The sequence below is a fragment of the Arthrobacter sp. 2MCAF14 genome, from assembly GCF_052115645.1.
Lineage (GTDB): Bacteria > Actinomycetota > Actinomycetes > Actinomycetales > Micrococcaceae > Arthrobacter.
The window spans coordinates 38,479-56,542 of the sequence record NZ_JBFRHB010000019.1; the positions used below are offsets into that span (position 1 = coordinate 38,479).

An 18,064-nucleotide genomic window follows, 5' to 3' on the forward strand; every position below is an offset into this window, starting at 1 on the left:
CATACCCGCCGTCGGCGAAATATTTCAAACCGACAGGAGACGATTTGAGGACTCCGTGAGGTCCGAAACTCGGCTGCCAATACGCGGTCCCGTTCTGGAATTCCTGCGAGCAGAAATCGACCGTCGGGCAAACTTGTTCCGCGATGGGCTGACCGTAGCCCGCGGCGGCTGAAGTCGAGTACCACGTCCCGAAAACGCTGCCGACCACGAAACCAGCCAGCGCGGAAGTCGTCGCCGCTGGGTTCGGCGCTGAAGCGGTCGGCGTCGTCGTCGACAGCGGAGGCGTGGATGTGAGCGTCGTGGTTCCAGCAGAGGCCTGAGAAGACGCAGGGCTCACGGGTGGGGCCGGCGGCGTGGTTGCGGCCGGCGATTGTGTCGGTGGCGTTGTCGCTGGGGGCGACGACGCGGCGACCGCGGGGGGCGTCACGCCACCCCAGATGACCGCACTAGCGGTTAACGCAGACAGGAGGATACGGGCCGTCCTCCGATTGTGGAACCGAATAGCGCGCACGCGTGATCCTCCCCCTGATACGCCCCTCTGTCGGGTGGCACTTAGGGGAGGATATCCTGCGCGAGGCAGTCGACGGAGGTAGACACGTCCTTCATGGGTTTTCGGGGATGAGGTCCATCCGGACGGAACCGGACCGATCTGACGAGCGCGGGCACCTGATGGGCCGCAACGGCACCGGGCCCGCCGCCAGTACCCCGCACCGTGACAGGGACCCAGGTCAGAGGAAGCATCATTTTCGACCAGGCGAGCGGTCATAAAAACGGACAGCCGCTAAGAACACGTGTTCTTAGCGGCTATCGCAAAACGTTTCAGGGAGATCAGAAACTAGACATTGAATCTAAATTCCACCACGTCGCCGTCGGCCATGACGTATTCCTTGCCTTCAATGCGGACCTTGCCGCGGGACTTGGCCTCGGCCATGGATCCGGCGGCGATGAGGTCATCGAAGGAGACAACTTCGGCCTTGATGAATCCGCGCTGGAAATCCGTGTGGATGACCCCTGCGGCCTGCGGCGCGGTGTCGCCTCGGTGGATCGTCCAGGCTCGTGCTTCCTTGGGACCGGCAGTCAGGTAGGTCTGCAGTCCAAGCGTGTGGAAACCGACGCGTGCCAGCTGGTCGAGGCCGGATTCGTCCTGGCCGTTCATCTCGAGCATCTCGCGGGCTTCTTCCTCATCGAGTTCGACGAGATCCGATTCCAGCTTGGCGTCAAGGAAAATGCAGTCCGCCGGCGCCACCATGGCGCGCAGTTCCTCTTGCTTTTCCGGGTTGCCCAGGATGCCTTCGTCCGAGTTGAAGACGTAGATGAAGGGCTTGGCCGTGAGGAGGCTGAGCTCCTTGAGGTGCTCCATCTCGAGCTTGTCGCTCTTGACCGATGAGAAGATCGTGTCGCCGCGTTCCAGCACGGCCTGGGCAGCCAGGATTGCTGCGAGTTCCGCGGCTTCCCGCTTCTTGATCTTGACTTCTTTTTCGACCCGGGGAATGGCCTTTTCGATCGTCTGGAGATCGGCCAGAATCAGTTCGGTGTTGATCGTCTCGATGTCCGAACGCGGATCGACTTTGCCGTCGACGTGGACAACGTCGGGGTCGTCGAAGACGCGGATGACCTGGGCGATGGCTTCTGCTTCGCGGATGTTCGCAAGGAACTTGTTGCCCAGGCCTTCGCCTTCAGAGGCGCCTTTGACGATTCCCGCGATGTCAACAAACGAGACGACGGCGGGCAGGAGGCGCTGCGATCCGAAGACCTCCGCCAACTTCTGCAGGCGCGGGTCCGGGAGGTTGACGACGCCGACGTTTGGCTCGATGGTGGCGAACGGGTAGTTCGCGGCCAGCACCTGGTTCCGGGTCAGTGCGTTGAAAAGAGTTGATTTGCCGACGTTGGGCAGTCCGACGATGCCAATAGTAAGAGCCACGAGCACTGATTCTACCCGCTGAGGTCACTTCTCCGCTTTGAGGGGAGAACCCAGGACCGGACGCCCGGGTGCCGTGAGCCGGCTTCGCTATATTGTCCGACCCCTATGCCAAGGTTGGAGACATGGATGGTTTTGCAGTAATACTCGCTTTGTTCATGCTTCTTCTGGGAGCGGCCGCCGGGGTGGTGGCAGGCTTCCTCCTGTTTAGGCGCCGCGCTGCCGCGCTTGAAGAAGATTTCGACGGCGTCTCCGCCCGGCTTGCCGCGGTGAACGCCCAGTATGCCGCCGCCGACGCCGAACGGCGGCTTCTGTTGTCACAGAACCGTGAACTGAACGATTCCAGGAACCAGGATGGCAGCGTGTTGCGCGCGCTCGCCCCGGTTGCCGAGAAGCTGACGGCCGTACAACAACAGGTCTCACTTCTGGAGCGGGATCGTTTGGAGCAGTACGGCCAGCTTGCCCAGCAGCTCCAGGAAGCCCGGCTGTCCGATGAACAACTCCTGCGCTCCACCCATGCCCTGGCGTCTGCCCTTCGGTCCAACAGCGCCAGGGGCCAGTGGGGAGAAGTCCAGCTGCGCCGGGTAGTGGAAGCCGCCGGGATGCTGCGCCACGTCGATTTTCACGAGCAGGTGCATTCCGCTTCCGTCGACAACGCCATCCGGCCGGACCTCGTGGTCCAGTTGCCGGGTGGAAAGCAGCTCGTGGTGGACGCAAAGGTCCCGTTGGCCTCCTACCTCGCCGCCCAGGAACAGGGCAGCTCTACCCAGAGGGTCAACGGCCTTCAGTCTGTGGGCAATGGCGCGGATGCCTTGCTGCTCGCACACGCGAAGGCCCTCAAATCCCACGTTGATGCCCTGGGGTCGAAAAAGTACTGGGACATCCCAGGCAACTCGCCCGAGCTGGTGATCTGCTTCCTGCCAGCGGAATCCATCCTGGCCGCTGCGCTCGAAGCGGACCCCGCGCTCTTGGATCATGCCTTGTCCCGGAACGTAGTGCTCGCGTCCCCCGGCACATTGTTGGCAGTACTTAAGTCCGTCGCCTTCACCTGGCGCCAGGACGTCCTGACGGACAACGCCCGGGAGCTCTTCGAGCTCGCCCGGCAGCTGTACGAACGCATGGGAACCCTCGGTGACAACGTGGGCAAGCTGGGTTCGTCGTTGAAGACCTCGGTGGATCGCTACAACGCACTCGTGGGAACGCTCGAAGCACGCGTTTTGCCGACGGCGCGGAAGCTCAACTCCATGGACACAGACGGCCTGGTGTCACCGTCCGCAGTGGAAGCAGTGCCGCGGACCCTTGCCGCACCCGAACTGATCGAAGGAGAGTCGGCGGCCTAGGGCCGGCCCCGCAGTGGACCGGGCCCGGCAAAACGGGCCCGGACCGGACTACGAAGTCGGCCGGTTCCCGCGTCCGCCCAAGGCGCGTGTGACGTCTCCGGCCTCTTTGAGGGTGGCGCGCAGTTCCTTCGGCAAGGAGAACAGCAGGTCTTCCTCCGCCGTCACCACCTCTTCAACCGCACCGTAGCCGTAGTCGGCCAGTAAACGGAGAACGTCCTGGACCAGGACTTCGGGAACGGAAGCGCCGGAGGTGACGCCCACGGTGGCCACGCCTTCGAACCAGCTCTCGTCGACCTCGTTCGCGAAATCGACCCGGTAGGAGGCCTTGGCGCCATACTCGAGCGCCACTTCGACGAGCCGTACGGAGTTGGAAGAATTCGCAGATCCCACCACGATCACGAGGTCAGCCTGCGGGGCAATCTTCTTAATGGCCACTTGGCGGTTGGTGGTGGCATAGCAAATGTCGTCGCTGGGCGGATCCTGCAACGTGGGGAACCGCTCCTTAAGCATCCGGACGGTCTCCATGGTCTCGTCGACGCTCAGGGTGGTCTGCGAAAGCCAGATCGTCTTCTCCGGATTGCGCACCTTGACCTTGTCCACTTCGTGCGGACCATTGATGATCTGGATGTGGTCCGGGGCTTCGCCCGCCGTTCCTTCCACTTCCTCGTGACCGTCATGGCCGATGAGGAGAATGTCGTAATCTTCCTTGGCGAAGCGGACGGCTTCGCGGTGCACCTTCGTGACGAGGGGGCAGGTGGCATCGATGGTGCGCAGGCCGCGGTCTTCGGCCGACTGCACGACAGCCGGGGACACGCCATGGGCTGAGAAGATCACGAGCGCGCCTTCGGGTACCTCGTCCGTCTCTTCGACGAAGATGGCACCCTTCTCCTCCAGCGAGGTGACCACGTGCACGTTATGCACGATCTGCTTACGCACGTATACCGGCGGCCCGTAGTGTTCCAGTGCCTTCTCCACTGCGATGACTGCGCGGTCGACGCCTGCGCAATATCCGCGGGGGGCCGCGAGCAAGACTCGTTTGGGGCCGGAGACCGGAGCGGCGGCCAGCACCTCTTCCGGCGTCCGACGCCTACGCGGGATAGAGGGCATCGGAATGGAAACTGCTGAGCTGGTCATCCCTCCATGCTACCGGCAGCGTTCGCCCGCACGCTCGGCCTGGCTTTGCGCGAGAAGATCGCACCGAGCAGGCCGAGAAGTGCAAACACTCCCGCGGCAATCCAGGCGATGGTGATCCAACCGGTGAAATTGTCGACGGAAGCTGCCACCAACTCCCGCGCAAAGAGGCCGCCCGTGGCGGTTCCGCCCAGTCCTGCATCGCCTGCGCCCTTGAGTACCGTCGTGGCCACTTGCCACAGCGCAGCGACTGCGGCCAAGCCCAATCCGGTGAACAAGAGAAGCACCCCCCTGCGCTTCGCGGAAAGCAAGCCCAGGGCAAACAGCAGGACGGCGCCGAGGCCGGCAATCCACCACATTGGCGCATACGCGGCGATGGCATCTACCTGCTGGCGCTGAGCGGGGCCGCCGATGTTGATCAGGGTGGATTCCGGCGTCGCAACGGGGAGGCCGGTTGCCGCGTGCAGCCGGTCAGCGGCGAGCTTGACCAGAGGCCCGACGTCGAGCACCAAGGACGTCCCCGCGGTCGAGTTCCCGGGCCCGGCAGTGCCTGCGAAATTCAGTTGGTGGCTCCGGCGTACGGTTTCGTCCCATGCTTGCGGGTATTCAGGCCACGTTGACATCGCGGTGGCGGCGTCCTTGAGGAACGAAGCGCCAAGTTGTTCCACGGGCGCCGGTAGATTGATTTTGGATTCAAGGCTTGCGACGGCGGTAGCCGCCAGCCGCGCCTGGAACGCCTGGTCCTTCCCGATCGGAGAGGTGAGAGCCACAAACCCGTCTTCCCGGACGACGTTGGCGTCCGTCCATGCCATCGGGACGGCGATTCCTGTGAGCAGAAGGGCAAAGATCACTGCGATTGCAGAGACGAACGTGCGCAATGGATTCCTCAAGTTTGGACTGCAGCAGTTCCGGTCGGGGCGACGACGAGTAAATGTCGGTCATGCATGCTACAAGGTATGGATAGAGTTGGAAGCCTGCCACCGTCTTTTCGATAGCAAAATCTTTTCGGTAGCAAAAATCCAGTAGCACTGAGAGCAGCGGTGCTTCCGGCACCCCTTAGCAACGTACCAGCGAGGACGGAACCATGCACCAGCCACCAGCAGGAGGCTACCCGCGTGTCCTATGATGCCGTACCCGGCGGCGCGCCACAGGCGTTGCCGATTTCAGGACTCCCGAACCCGGGAGCCCAGGGCGAAGGGTCCTCCCGAGAAGAGTCCACGAAGGCAGAGTCAACCCTGCCCGCGACGGCGTCGGAGACAAGTCCCGACAATCCTTGGCCGCTGCAGCTGCTATCCCGCAAGCTCAAGTCCCACATAGAACGGGCCCCGGCTGCGTGGATCGAAGGCCAGGTCATCGAACTCAACCGTCGAGGCGGCAGTGCCTTCGTGACGCTGCGGGACACCGACGCCGAAATCTCCTTGCCCGCATCGCTGTGGTCCAACGTCCTGGACCGCCAGAAGATGCCACTTGAGCGTGGCTCACGCGTCGTGGCCTTGGTGAAACCCGAATTCTGGCTCAAGACCGGTCGGCTCAACATGTCGATCAAGGACATCCGCCCGGTCGGCCTCGGCGATCTCCTCGCGAGAATCGAGCGCTTGCGCCAGGCCCTTGGCGCCGAAGGGCTGTTTTCAGACTCGCGGAAGAAGCGGCTGCCCCTGCTCCCGCACCGGATCGGGCTCATCACCGGCCGCGATTCCGACGCCAAGAAAGACGTCCTGCGCAACGCGGCGCTTCGCTGGCCCGCCGTCGAATTCGCCGTCCGGGAGGTCGCAGTCCAAGGAGTTACCGCGGTGAGCCAGATCCTGGCGGCGCTCAAGGAACTCGACGCCGATCCGCACGTCGATGTGATCGTGATCGCCCGTGGTGGCGGAGCCCTGGAAGATCTGCTTCCGTTCAGCAACGAAGATCTGGTCCGGGCGGTATCCGCAGCGGCCACCCCTGTGGTCAGCGCGATCGGCCATGAAGCCGACCATCCCATCCTGGACGATGTCGCCGACCTTCGCGCATCCACACCCACCGACGCCGCAAAGAGGATCGTCCCTGATGTCGTCGAGGAATTGGCGAGGGTACGGCAGGCCCGCGAGCAGCTACGTCGCGGCGTTGGACGCCTGGTGGACCGCGAAACGGATCGACTCCACGCCCTAAGATCGCGTCCTGTGCTGGCGTCCCCCGAAGTAATGGTCAAGATACGGGAGGACGATGTCGAACGGCTCCGGAAACATGCCCACACCGCGGTGAGCTCCGCTGTTATCCGCGCACTTGATCAGGTGCACCATCTCCGCGCCCAGGTAAGGGCATTGTCGCCCCAAAAAACGTTGGACCGCGGGTACGCCGTGGTCCAGGTTGCCGGAGCGGATGGGGTCGGCCACGACGTCGTCCGGAGCCCTGACCAGGCCCCTGACGGCACGGAGCTGACCCTCCGGTTGGCGGAAGGCCGCCTTGCCGCCGTATCTTCCGGAGCCCCCGCTGCAGCCGGACAACCCAGCAAGCACCAGCAATGAGGACTAAGAAATGACAGCAGAAAACACATCCCCTGCGGCCAAGGGATCCCCTGAGGACCTGGACACTCTCAGCTATGAGGAAGCCCGCGAGCAGCTCATGGCCGTGGTTGGCCGCCTTGAAGCCGGCGGAGCAAGCCTTGAGGAATCCCTCGCGCTCTGGGAACGCGGCGAGGCTTTGGCGAAGCGCTGCGAAGAGTGGCTGGAGGGTGCCCGCAGGAGGCTGGCCGCGGCCCGAAGCAACGGCGAGGACGGCCCGGCGGCCAGCTAGGATTGGACGGCCAGAGCCCGCTCCGCCGGTACGTCAAAGTCTGCTTTCGGCCAGCTCAGGTCCAGCTTCCCGAGGGCCTCGAGCAGAAGCTCCTGGACAGCGATCCTCGCAAACCACTTCTTGTTCGCCGGAACCACGTACCACGGCGCTACCTCGGTTGAGGTCTTCTCGAAGACCCGCTGATAGGCGTCCATATAGGAATCCCAAAACGCGCGTTCCTTGAGATCGCCCGTGCTGTACTTCCAGTGCTTGGACGGGTCATCCAATCGTGACAGCAGGCGCGCTTTTTGTTCATCGCGGCTGATGTTGAGCATGACCTTGACGATCGCCGTACCTTGTTCGGTGAGGCGTGCCTCGAACTCGTTGATGGCGGCATAGCGCCGTTCCAGTTCAGCTTCATTCGCCCAACCGTGCACTCGGTGTATCAGCACGTCCTCATAGTGGGATCGGTCAAAAACCCCGACGAACCCGGCGTCGGGCAGGGCCCTCTCGATCCGCCAGAGGAAATCGTGGGTCTTCTCCTCATCAGTCGGCGCCTTGAACGGAGCAACCTTGACACCTTGGGGATCCATTGATCCGACGACGTGCTCAACGATCCCGCCTTTGCCTGCGGTGTCCATGGCTTGCAGGATCAACAGCACCCGTTTGGAGCTGCCGAATTTTCCCTCGGCAAAGAGCATCTCCTGCAGCACGTCCAAGCGACCATCCTGCGCTGCCAGCAAAGCGACGCCGTCAGACTTCTTTCCCTTGTAGCCGGGCGTCGATCCGGGGTCTACTGCGTCCAGCGAGAATCCCGGACCGGCCTTCAAGATCGTGGATACCTGCTTGGTGAATTCCTTGGTCCCGGCCATTTCGACGTCCCCTCTGGTCCGGCCGCATGCGTCGCGGCTTGCACAACAGGCTAGTTGCCTTGGTACCGCCCGAGGAAGTCCGCCATGCGGCCAATCGCTTCTTCAATATCCTTGACGTTCGGCAGGGTCACCATGCGGAAGTGGTCAGGACGCACCCAGTTGAAGGCCCGTCCATGTGAGACGAGGATCTTTTGTTCCTTGAGAAGGTCGAGGACGAACTTCTCGTCGTCGCGGATGTGATAGACCTCGGGGTCCAACTTCGGGAACAGATAGAGCGCACCCCGGGCCTGTTGCGTGCTGACGCCGGGGATGGCGTTGAGCAGATCGTAGGCCTTGTTCCGCTGTTCAAGGAGCCTGCCGCCGGGCAGGATGAGATCGTTGATGCTTTGGTGGCCACCGAGGGCGGTCTGGATGGCATGCTGTGCCGGCACGTTGGCGCACAGACGCATGTTGGCCAGCAGGTTGATGCCCTCGAGGTAGTCTGCGGCGTCTTTCTTGGGACCGGAGATGGCCATCCAACCGGCGCGGTAGCCACACACCCGGTATGCCTTGGACAATCCGCTGAACGTCAGGCAGAGCACGTCGTCGCCGGTGAGTGCGGCAAGATTCACGTGGACAGCGTCTTCGTAGAGGATCTTCTCGTAGATCTCGTCGGCGAACACTACAAGGTCATGCTTTTCGGCGAGGGCCACGATCTTCTTGAGGGTTTCCTCCGGGTACACGGCACCGGTGGGGTTGTTGGGGTTGATGACCACGATGCCCTTGGTTTGAGCCGTGATCTTCGATTCCATGTCCTCAAGGTCCGGCTGCCAGCCCGATTCTTCGTCGCACAGATAGTGGACAGGGCGGCCGCCGGCCAGCGCCACCGAGGCGGTCCAGAGCGGGTAGTCGGGGGTGGGGATGAGAATCTCATCTCCCACTTCCAGCAAAGCCATGAGCGACATGGTGATGAGCTCGCTGACGCCGTTGCCAAGGTAGATGTCGTCAACGTGGATGTTTTGGATACCGCGGGTCTGGTAGTACTGCGAGACGGCGGTGCGGGCCGAGAAAATTCCGCGCGAATCGCTGTATCCCTGGGCATGGGGCAGATGGCGGATCATGTCCACCAAAATCGCGTCCGGCGCTTCAAATCCGAACGGTGCCGGGTTTCCGATATTCAGTTTGAGGATGCGGTGACCCTCTGCCTCCATCTGCTGGGCGGCCTGAAGAATCGGTCCACGGATGTCGTAAAGGACATTATGAAGCTTGGTGGACTGCTTGAATTCTGCCATTCATCAAATATGCCATATCGGGGATGTACTTCTGTTGAGACATCACTCACATTAACGACGACGGCGGCGAGGCCCCCAAAAGGGTTCCTCGCCGCCGTCGTCCTTGGCAGGGGCCTCCGCCGCCGAGGGTTCCCTGGACGAGCGGAGCGAGGCGAGGGAGGCGGTGGGGACTTACTTCACAATCCCTTTGTCCTTGAGCCAAGCGGCAGCAGCGTCCTTGGGATTCTGCTTTTGGTTGCCGCTGACTGCGCGGTTGAGGTTGATGAGGTCGTCTGTGGTGAGGATCTTGGATACGTTGTTGAGGGCTGCCTTCGCCTTGTCCGTCATCTTGGCCATGTTGTACAGCGGGAGGACCTGCTGGGCCTTGAAGTTGTTCTTGGGATCATCCAGGACCACCAGGGCGTTGTCCTGGATGGACGGCGTGGTGGTGTAGATGTCGGCAACCTGGACGTCGTTGGACAGCAGGGCCTGCAGCGTAAGGTTACCGCCGCCGTCGCTGAACGGCTTCAGGCCCTTGAGCACGCAGTTGTAGTTGGCCTTGAGGCCCGGGAAACCGTAGGCGCGGGTCTCAAAGGTTGCCGGTGCCGCCATCGTGAAGTCCCCACAGACCTTGGCGAGGTCTTCGATGGACTTGAGCTGGTACTTCTCCGCCGTGGCCTTCGTGACAACCATGGCGTCCTTGTCCTCAGCCTTGGCGGGGTCGAGCACTCCCAGGCCCTGTGGAAGCTTGCCGGGCAGCGCCTTGTAGACGTCATCGGCCGAGACCTGCGTGGCGTTGGCGTCCAGGTAGGACAGCAAGTTGCCGGAATAGTCAGGGGCGAGGTCGATCGAACCGTCCTGTACCGCCTTGAAGTAGATTTCACGGGATCCGATATTGGGCTTGGTGGTAGCAGTGACGCCCGCGGCGTTCAGTGCTCCGGCGTAGATTTCGGCGATGACCTGGCTTTCGGGGAAATCCGCCGAGCCCACAGTGAGCGAGCCGCCCGCCCCGGAGGGAGCGTTGGTGGACGGGGTGGACAGCGGGCTGCCGCCACACGCGCTCAGTGCAAGCGCAATGCCGACTCCGGCCGCCAGGCCGCCGAGCCCGCGGCGGGTCAGGGTGACGGGTTGCTTCATGCGGTACCTCCTTGAACGGCAGCCCCTGCTGGTGCGGCGGCTGCGAGATCTCCGGCGGCCTTGTGGCCGCCGTTGGAATCGATGGAAAGTCCGGGCGGGAGGAGGACCCTCTGCGCCATGGCCAGAATGAGGTCGACGGCGATTGCCAACGCCGCGATGAGCAGTGACCCGCCGAGCATGCGGGGGAAGTCCTGAAGAACCAATCCGTCAAAAAGATAACGCCCCAAGCCTCCCAGCGGAAGGTACGCCACCACGGAAACCGTCGCGATGACCTGGAGGACCGCCGTGCGGATGCCGCCGAACATGACCTGGAGTCCGTTGGGCAGCTCTACGCGGAACAAGATCTGGAGTTCTGTCATGCCCATGGCCCGGGCTCCGTCAACCACCGTTGGATCCACGCTGGAAATCCCGGCGTAGGTTCCGGCCAGGAGAGGCGGCACTGTCAAGATGACCAGGGCCCAGACGGGAGGCATGAGTCCGCTTCCAGCCAACAGGGCGAAGAGGACAAGCAGGCCGAGGGTGGGGAGTGCCCGCAAGGCCCCGGCGAACGCCACGGCAACGACGCGTCCATGTCCCGTGTGGCCGATGAAGAGACCCACCGGCACGGCGATGGCCGCGGCAATCACCAGGACCAGCCCGGAATACTGCAGGTGTTCCAGGAGCCTCGTGGCGATTCCTCCGCTTCCTGACCAGTGAGCCGGATCCGTGAGCCACGCGAGGGTGTCAACGAAGATATTGCTCATCGACCTGCCTCCGCATGCATCCGGGCATCTGCGATGAACTCCCCTGATTTGGCATCTTGCTTGGCGGTGACCACACCGGCCCGAGTCCAGGGTGTCAGCAGCTTCTCCAGCAGGACCAAGAACGTGTCCATGATGAGGGCCAGCAGGAGAATCGCGATGATGCCGACCACCACCTCAGTGACGAACGAGCGCTGCAGCCCGTCCGTGAACAGCATTCCCAGGTTCCCGACCCCCAGGAGCGCGGCGACGCTCACGAGGGAGATATTGCTGACGGACACCACGCGCAGGCCAGCAAAAAGAACGGGCAAGGAAAGCGGAAGGTCGATTTGCAGGAACCGCGCGGTCGGCTTGAACCCCATCGAGACTGCCGCCATGCGGAGGTCGTCGTCGACGGAATCGAAGGCGTCCATGGCAGCCCGCACCAGCAAGGCGACGGCATACATGGTGAGGGCAACCACGACATTGAGCGGATCCAGGATCCGGGTTCCCAAGATCGGCGGCAGGATGATGAAAAGCGCCAAGGAAGGAATGGTGTACAGCAGGGAACTTCCCGTGGTGACCACGGCCCTGAGGGTACGGTTCCGGCGGGCCAATTGCCCCAAGGGCACCGCGATGAGCAGACCCAAAACCATGGGAATCAAAGCCAGGACAAGGTGCTCACCGGCCCGCTCGAAGACCATGCCACTGTTCGCCAGGAACCATTCCATCAGGGGGCGTCCTCCCGGTTGTGCCGGGTCTGTTCGATGAGCGCCAGCACTTCGTCGGCTTTGAGGACGCCCGCGAGCCTACCGTCGTCGTCCACCACGACGCCAAGGCCCGAAGGCGAGGACAAAGCGGCATCCAGCGCTCGGCGGAGCGTATCCCCGCGCCGGAACAAGGAGCCTCCGGGAATCAGCCCGGCGCCGTCGCGCGGCGAGGCCCATCCCATGGGCCGGGAATCGCCGTCGAGCACCAAGGCCCATTCGCTGCTGCCCGCCGCAACTTGCGGGGCGTCCACCGTCTTGACCGGATGCACCGGAACCGCATTGGCGCCGTTGAAGGCAAGGTGCCGGAATCCCCTGTCGCGGCCCACGAACGAGGCTACGAAGTCATTGGCAGGTGCCCGGAGGATCTCTTCGGGTGCCGCGTATTGCGCCAGTTTGCCCCCGACGGCGAAGACGGCCACTTTGTCGCCGAGAACGGTGGCCTCATCGATGTCGTGGGTGACGAAGACAATGGTCTTGGCCAGTTCACGCTGGAGCCGGAGGAGTTCCTGCTGGAGTTCGTCGCGGACAACCGGGTCCACCGCGCTGAAGGGCTCATCCATGAGCAGCACGGGCGGGTCCGCTGCGAGCGCGCGGGCCACCCCGACGCGCTGCTGCTGGCCGCCGGACAATTGGGAGGGGTACCGCTTGCCGAGCACCGAAGCCAGCCCGACGACGTCGAGCAGCTCTTCCGCGCGTTTGCGGGCTGCCGCCCTGGAAACGCCGTTGAGCCGCGGAACGGTGGCGATGTTGTCCAGCACGGAACGGTGCGGCATGAGTCCCGAAGACTGCATGACGTAGCCCATGGAGCGGCGCAACTGGGCGGCCGGCTCGTTCGAAACATCCTTGCCGGCCACGGTGATGGTGCCCGAGGTGGGCTCTACCATACGGTTGATCATCCGCAGGGAAGTGGTCTTTCCGCAGCCCGAGGGTCCGACGAATACGGTGATGGCACCCTTGTCGATCGACATGCTCAATCCATCAACAGCGGGCTGCCCGCCCTGATACTGCTTGGTGACGCTCTGGAACTCAATCATGGCTTCAGCCATTCCGGGGCTTACCTAACTTTTCGGGCCGCAAATATCAACGATGGAAAATCAATCAACAGCGAACTGATGTTCTACAGCCTAACCAGCACCACCGACGATGTCAGCGCAGGCGCGAAGACCGTAATGAATCGGCAATGCTCAGGGCGTCGGCAGTTTTCCGTTGAGGGGCCGCTCACTGTGCAGGCGGAGGCCGATGTCCACCAAGGAAACCCTGTTCAATCCGGAAACTTTGCCCAGCGGCACCCAGGCGGCGTGGGTCGTGCTGCCGTCTATCTCGTGGGTCAATTCGCCGCCCGTGATGCTTGCCTCGTAGACCAGCCGGATTGCCTGGAAGTCACGGTCAGATCCGTCCAGCCGCTCCTCACCCGGCCAGTGGCCGACGTCGATGCCGAGCATCGCTCCGATATCGGCGTCGTACCCGGTTTCCTCCTGGATTTCGCGGCGGCAGCCGTCCACGGGATGCTCCCCCAGGTCCAGGCCTCCCCCGGGAAGGGTCCAGCCTTCTTTGCCGTCTTGCTTCCAATACGCGAGAAGGATTGCTCCCTCGCGGATGACCACTCCGTACGCGGCCGGGCGGGTGTCGAACTGCATGCTCATGGAGCCAGCCTAGGCCTAAGCTGGAGGGAACACTGTTCAGCACATGGAGTTGTATTGTGACCAACTTGGAAACGGCCCCGTCCCAGGAAGTCTGCCCGGCCGGACATCCCGGGCAGGGACCTTTTGTACAGCTTTGGCCGGCCCGCGAAGTTCCCTTGGGCGGCGTCCGGGCCATGAATGTCTCGCGCACCCTCCCCCAACGCGGAATGCCGACGGTTGGAGCCTGGTGCTTCCTGGACAGCTTCGGCCCGGACCGCGTCGCGATGAGCGTCCTTCCCCACCCGCACATGGGACTGCAGACGGTCACGTGGCCCCTCCAAGGCGAGGTGCGGCACCGCGACAGCGTCGGCAGCGACGTCGTGGTCCGTCCCGGGCAGTTGAACATCATGACGGCCGGGCGCGGCATTTCGCATTCCGAGTTCGGCGTCCTGCCGGCAGGACTTCACCCCGACGCGCCCGACGGCGGCGCCCTCCTGCCGCTGTCCCGCGGCCTTCAGTTGTGGGTCGCTTTGCCCGACGCCGTGAGGCACCGCGCGCCGTCGTTCCAGCAGATCGTCGACCTGCCGGTGGTCGCCGCGGACGGTTTCAGGGGCACGGTGCTCGTGGGCGAATTCGCCGGTGAGCGCTCCCCCGCGATCATGTACAGCCCGATTGTCGGCGTCGAAATCTCAGCCTCCGGCCCGATCGAGCTGCCGCTGAACCCTGAATTCGAGCATGCCGTCCTGGTCCTGGACGGCTCAGCAGTGATCGACGGCCAAGAAGTCGACCCCGGCCCCTTGGCGTTCCTTGGGATGGGCCGGGAATCGCTCCACCTCGACGCGGCTCCTGGAACCCGCTTCATGCTGCTGGGCGGCGAACCCTTCGAAGAGGACATCCTGATGTGGTGGAACTTCGTGGGCCGCACTCACGAGGAAGTCGAGCAGGCCCGCGAAGACTGGGAAGCCCAGGCGCTCCTGAACGACGAAGACGCCCGTACCGGGCGGTTCGGCTGGATCCATGGCCACGGTCCCGACGCCGGAGCTGAAGCCGGGCGCATCCCCGCACCGCCCATGCCGGGGGTCCAGCTCAAGCCGAGGTCCCGGAACAGGGCTGCTGACTAGGCCCCGCGGCACCCAAAAAGTTTGGCGTCACGCTGCCGGACTCAGGACACCGGTATCCGAGGGTCGCCGGTCTTTCTCCGTATCCGCCACCCATCTGCGCGTCGCCAGTGAGTCAGCGCAGTAACCGCCTACGGAAGCTCAGCAACGATCCGCAGCACACCGAAGACCGGTTCCTGGTCCAGGACCCGCACATCGGTGATCCCGTGTGCGGCCAGTCCCGCCCGGAAGGCGGACTGCAAGGGCTCCACGTTCATGCCGAGCCCGCCGCCCAGAATCACCGGTCCGGGGAGGCCAAGCTGGCGAACAGCCTGTGCCGCCAGCTCCGCGAGATCCCGTCCTGCCTGGTCCAGCAATTGGCGGCTGATCTCGAGCCCTTCGCGTGCGGTCTCGACTACGGCGCTTGCGCGCTGGGCCCAGTACCGCCGGTCGGTGTCCTCCGAATGGAACAGTGCGATGAGTTTGTTGGGATCGTCTAACCCGCAGGACTCCAAGAGGGCCGCTGTGAGACCATCGGGTTCCAGTCCTTTGTTCATGCGCCTCAGGCTGTGACGCACTGCCTCCCGGCCCAGCCAGTAACCGCTTCCCTCATCGCCCAGGAGAAAGCCCCAGCCGCCGGCACGGGCTTCTTCCCCTTCGGCATTCTTTCCCCAGGCCGCGGATCCGGTCCCCGCGATGACAGCCACTCCCGTGCTGGCCCTGCCTGCCGCCAGCAGCAGGCGGGAATCGTGGACAACCGTGACCTGCGCGCCCGGAACATGGGGTTCGATCAGCTCGGCGAGGGCGCGGGCATCGGCGTCGGTATCGATTCCGCCCGCCCCGGCGAGGACGCGGTCCACGTCGCCCCCACCGATCATGGCGAAGAGCTCGGCGAGATTCTTGGCCGCCGTCTCCCGGCTCACGTTCTGGACGTTGGAGCTGCCGGTGCTTTCGTCGCGGACCGGTTTGCCGTCCTCGAAGCGGACACCGCGGGTCTTCGTGCCGCCGATGTCGAGCCCGATGACCGTTGCGTCGGGCCGGGGGGTCGTGTTTTCTGCAGTCTCCACGTCCAAAAGCCTAGCGTGGGCGCACCGGGTGGATCTATTGGGTCGCGGATCGCGCTTTGACAAGGCCTGCGAGCAGCCCCGGCCCTTCGGAAAGCACCATTTCGCGGAAAAGCCTGACGGGGTCGGGTTCCTTGCGCCGTTCACGCCAGGCAAACCCTATCTCCCGGTATGCGAGCTCCGAGTCGAGCGATACCTCCACCCACCCCAGGTCCGTGGAATCCAGGACCCCTTGAGGTCCCGGCCCAAGTCCTCCTGGCGGCAGGATGCTGTAGCCCAATCCGGCAGACACGAGCCCGCGGATGGTATGCGAGTCCTGGCTCTCGAAAGCAACCCTTGGGCGAAAGCCCGCATCCCGGAAGATCGCGTCGGTCAGCGAACGCAGGCCGAAGCCTGGCCCCATGGAAACGAACGGCTCGTGTCTGAGCTCTGCAAGCCGCACGCTGGCACGCCGGGCAACGGGATGGCGGTGATGGACCACCAGCCGCAACGGCTCGCGATACAGCGCCGCAGAGCCGAGGTTCCTGCCCGGAGCCGCCACGGGTGCCGTCAAGGCGAAGTCGGCGTCACCGGCAACGAGCGATTCAAGGCAGGCGGCACGCGCTCCTTGGCTGAGCTCGAAAGCCGTGGAGGGGTGCCGGCTCCGGAACGCGCTCATGAGCAGCGGCAACGTGGCCTCGCCGAAAGTGTGCTGGAAGGTCACCGCGATTCGGCCGCGGACAACATCGGATTCGTGCCGGACCACGTCCAGTCCCGCCTGGAATTCCGCGAGCGCCGCTTCGATGTAGGGAAGCAGCGTTTTCGCAGCCGGAGTCAGGCGGACGCCGCGGCCTTCACGGATAAGGAGTTCGGTCCCGACGACGGCGCTAGCCCGGGCCAGCGCCCGGCTCACCGACGATTGGGGTACTCCGAGCAGCTCGGCCGTCTCAGTGACATGTTCTGTCCGGCCAAGCTCAGCCAGCAGTGGGAGCAACGGCAGCAGTTGGACCAGTTGCTTGTGTTCGATGTCCATATCTGTCCATCCTCAGATCGACTACGCGCGAAATTATCCAAAACCGCTATCAATCTTAGGTGAATCATGCATTGGAATCATCACTTCTGCTCGCCCTACTGTGGAAAGGTGAGTACAAGCGCAGCATCCCCGAGCCCCGCCGAGTCCGATTGGGAAGGCCACCTGAAGGGCTCCATTGCGTACCGGCGGATCCTCGCCGGTCTGGGCCTCGCCGGAGTGGCCACTTTCGCGCAGCTGTACTCCACCCAAGCCGTCTTGCCGCTCATGGCAAACGAACTGCACATCACGGCAGCAGAGGCAGCGCTCACCATTTCCTTGGCCACGGTAGGCCTCGCGGCAACGGTGTTGCCTTGGTCCTTCGTCGCCGACAAGATCGGCCGGGTACGTGCGATGGCGGTCGGAATCGCGGCGGCCACCGTCCTGGGCCTGCTCGTCCCCCTGGCCCCCACCTTTCCGCTTGTCCTGGCTTTGAGGGCGCTCGAGGGCATGGCCCTCGGCGGCATTCCAGCGATCGCCATCGCTTACTTGAATGAAGAGGTCAACAAAGTCCACGCCGCACTGGCTGCCGGCAGCTACGTAGCCGGAACCACCCTCGGCGGACTTGCCGGGCGTTTGCTCGCCGGACCCATCGGTGAATTGTGGGGTTGGCGGGCCGCCGCCTTCGCAGTCTCCATCCTTGCGACAGCATCGGCAGCCCTGTTCCTGCTCCTGGTTCCGAAGCCGCGCCGCTTCACTCCAAGTTCCGCCGGAGGTTTCCGTGGGGCCATGAAGACGCTGGCGGGCCATTCTTCCAATCCGCGGCTGCTGGCTCTGTATATTCAAGCGTTCCTGTTGATGGGTGGCTTCGTGGCCGTCTACAACTACCTCGGCTTCCGCCTCCATGCCGCGCCCTTCGGACTGCCGGCCACCGTGGTCAGCCTGATTTTCCTGGCGTATTTGTCCGGCACCGTGAGCTCCCGCTGGGGTGCCGGATTGTCCATGCGCTTCGGCCGCCGCACAGTCATGCTCGCCGGGATAGCGACCATGACGGCCGGCCTTGGGCTCACTCTGTGGGACAACATCGCCGCGGTTTTGGCGGGCTTGGTGGTCTTCACCGGCGGCTTCTTCGCCGCGCACAGCATCGGAGCAGGCTGGACCGGGACCATCGCGACGAGCGGCCGCGCGCAAGCCGCGTCGCTGTACAACCTCTCCTACTACCTGGGTTCCAGCATTATCGGCTGGGCCGGCGGACTCGCCTTCCAGTCGTTCGGCTGGACCGCACTCGCCTGGGCGGTCATGGCACTGGGGTGCACGACGGCGGTGATCACCGCCGTCGTGCACCGGTCCCCGGCGCCGCAGCTCGCCGTCGTCGGCTCCTTGGAACCGGCCGGACAGGGAAAGTAGC

The 18,064-nt window shown here is 63.8% G+C and carries 17 protein-coding genes and 1 pseudogene; 5 read left to right on the plus strand and 13 right to left on the minus strand.

The genetic code is table 11. The annotated features are described in order from the left end of the window. Positions 1-19: 19 nt before the first annotated feature. Positions 20-766 (minus strand): annotated as a pseudogene (locus AB4074_RS13985) (hypothetical protein); the annotation flags it as partial. A gap of 69 nt (positions 767-835) precedes the next feature. Further along, the gene (ychF, locus tag AB4074_RS13990; RefSeq protein ID WP_441413913.1) at positions 836-1,921 is read right to left on the minus strand and encodes a redox-regulated ATPase YchF; all 1,086 of its coding nucleotides are present in this window, start codon (positions 1,919-1,921) and stop codon (positions 836-838) included. A 122-nt stretch (positions 1,922-2,043) separates the two neighbouring features. Between ychF and rmuC the strand changes: the two genes are divergently transcribed. After that, the gene (rmuC, locus tag AB4074_RS13995) at positions 2,044-3,258 is read left to right on the plus strand and encodes a DNA recombination protein RmuC (RefSeq protein WP_437770943.1); all 1,215 of its coding nucleotides are present in this window, start codon (positions 2,044-2,046) and stop codon (positions 3,256-3,258) included. A 48-nt stretch (positions 3,259-3,306) separates the two neighbouring features. Here the strand turns inward: rmuC and AB4074_RS14000 are convergent, their stop codons facing one another. Next, positions 3,307-4,392: a 4-hydroxy-3-methylbut-2-enyl diphosphate reductase gene (locus AB4074_RS14000; protein ID WP_236812092.1), complete on the minus strand. Its 1,086-nt coding sequence runs from the start codon at positions 4,390-4,392 to the stop codon at positions 3,307-3,309. Continuing rightward, complete coding sequence (locus AB4074_RS14005) at positions 4,389-5,267, minus strand: hypothetical protein (RefSeq protein WP_441413914.1); 879 nt, start codon at positions 5,265-5,267, stop codon at positions 4,389-4,391. The genes AB4074_RS14000 and AB4074_RS14005 overlap by 4 nt, the downstream gene beginning before the upstream one ends. 357 nt (positions 5,268-5,624) lie before the next feature. Between AB4074_RS14005 and xseA the strand changes: the two genes are divergently transcribed. Together xseA and AB4074_RS14015 are read left to right on the plus strand one after the other, a co-directional pair. After that, positions 5,625-6,890 (plus strand): exodeoxyribonuclease VII large subunit, encoded by a 1,266-nt coding sequence (gene xseA, locus AB4074_RS14010; protein WP_441413957.1) that lies wholly within the window; start codon positions 5,625-5,627, stop codon positions 6,888-6,890. Positions 6,891-6,900: 10 nt separating this feature from the next. Beyond that, a complete protein-coding gene (locus AB4074_RS14015; RefSeq protein WP_345449168.1) occupies positions 6,901-7,158 on the plus strand; it encodes an exodeoxyribonuclease VII small subunit in 258 nt (85 codons plus the stop codon). Here AB4074_RS14015 and AB4074_RS14020 read toward each other — a convergent pair. From AB4074_RS14020 to AB4074_RS14050, 7 genes are all read right to left on the minus strand, one after another. Next, entirely contained in the window at positions 7,155-8,009 is an 855-nt protein-coding gene (locus AB4074_RS14020) for a polyphosphate kinase 2 family protein (RefSeq protein WP_441413915.1), read from the minus strand. The two genes, AB4074_RS14015 and AB4074_RS14020, sit on opposite strands and share 4 nt — an antisense overlap. Positions 8,010-8,059: 50 nt before the next feature. Next, entirely contained in the window at positions 8,060-9,280 is a 1,221-nt protein-coding gene (locus AB4074_RS14025; RefSeq protein ID WP_441413916.1) for a pyridoxal phosphate-dependent aminotransferase, read from the minus strand. Positions 9,281-9,451: 171 nt separating this feature from the next. After that, positions 9,452-10,396, minus strand: coding sequence for an ABC transporter substrate-binding protein (locus AB4074_RS14030; RefSeq protein WP_441413917.1), 945 nt, complete (start codon positions 10,394-10,396; stop codon positions 9,452-9,454). After that, positions 10,393-11,139: an ABC transporter permease gene (locus AB4074_RS14035; RefSeq protein ID WP_441413918.1), complete on the minus strand. Its 747-nt coding sequence runs from the start codon at positions 11,137-11,139 to the stop codon at positions 10,393-10,395. The genes AB4074_RS14030 and AB4074_RS14035 overlap by 4 nt, the downstream gene beginning before the upstream one ends. Next, entirely contained in the window at positions 11,136-11,846 is a 711-nt protein-coding gene (locus tag AB4074_RS14040; protein WP_441413919.1) for an ABC transporter permease, read from the minus strand. The genes AB4074_RS14035 and AB4074_RS14040 overlap by 4 nt, the downstream gene beginning before the upstream one ends. Next, positions 11,846-12,931 (minus strand): ABC transporter ATP-binding protein, encoded by a 1,086-nt coding sequence (locus AB4074_RS14045; RefSeq protein WP_441413920.1) that lies wholly within the window; start codon positions 12,929-12,931, stop codon positions 11,846-11,848. The genes AB4074_RS14040 and AB4074_RS14045 overlap by 1 nt, the downstream gene beginning before the upstream one ends. A 138-nt stretch (positions 12,932-13,069) precedes the next feature. After that, a complete protein-coding gene (locus AB4074_RS14050; RefSeq protein ID WP_441413921.1) occupies positions 13,070-13,528 on the minus strand; it encodes an NUDIX hydrolase in 459 nt (152 codons plus the stop codon). A gap of 56 nt (positions 13,529-13,584) precedes the next feature. Here AB4074_RS14050 and AB4074_RS14055 point away from each other — a divergent pair, with 56 nt between their 5' ends. Further along, positions 13,585-14,628, plus strand: coding sequence for a pirin family protein (locus AB4074_RS14055; protein WP_441413922.1), 1,044 nt, complete (start codon positions 13,585-13,587; stop codon positions 14,626-14,628). 128 nt (positions 14,629-14,756) lie between these two features. Here the strand turns inward: AB4074_RS14055 and AB4074_RS14060 are convergent, their stop codons facing one another. Further along, entirely contained in the window at positions 14,757-15,671 is a 915-nt protein-coding gene (locus AB4074_RS14060; RefSeq protein ID WP_441413923.1) for an N-acetylglucosamine kinase, read from the minus strand. A 34-nt stretch (positions 15,672-15,705) separates the two neighbouring features. Beyond that, the gene (locus tag AB4074_RS14065) at positions 15,706-16,680 is read right to left on the minus strand and encodes a LysR substrate-binding domain-containing protein (RefSeq protein ID WP_441413924.1); all 975 of its coding nucleotides are present in this window, start codon (positions 16,678-16,680) and stop codon (positions 15,706-15,708) included. Positions 16,681-16,788: 108 nt separating this feature from the next. Between AB4074_RS14065 and AB4074_RS14070 the strand changes: the two genes are divergently transcribed. Further along, positions 16,789-18,063, plus strand: coding sequence for an MFS transporter (locus tag AB4074_RS14070; RefSeq protein ID WP_441413925.1), 1,275 nt, complete (start codon positions 16,789-16,791; stop codon positions 18,061-18,063). Position 18,064: the final 1 nt, after the last annotated feature.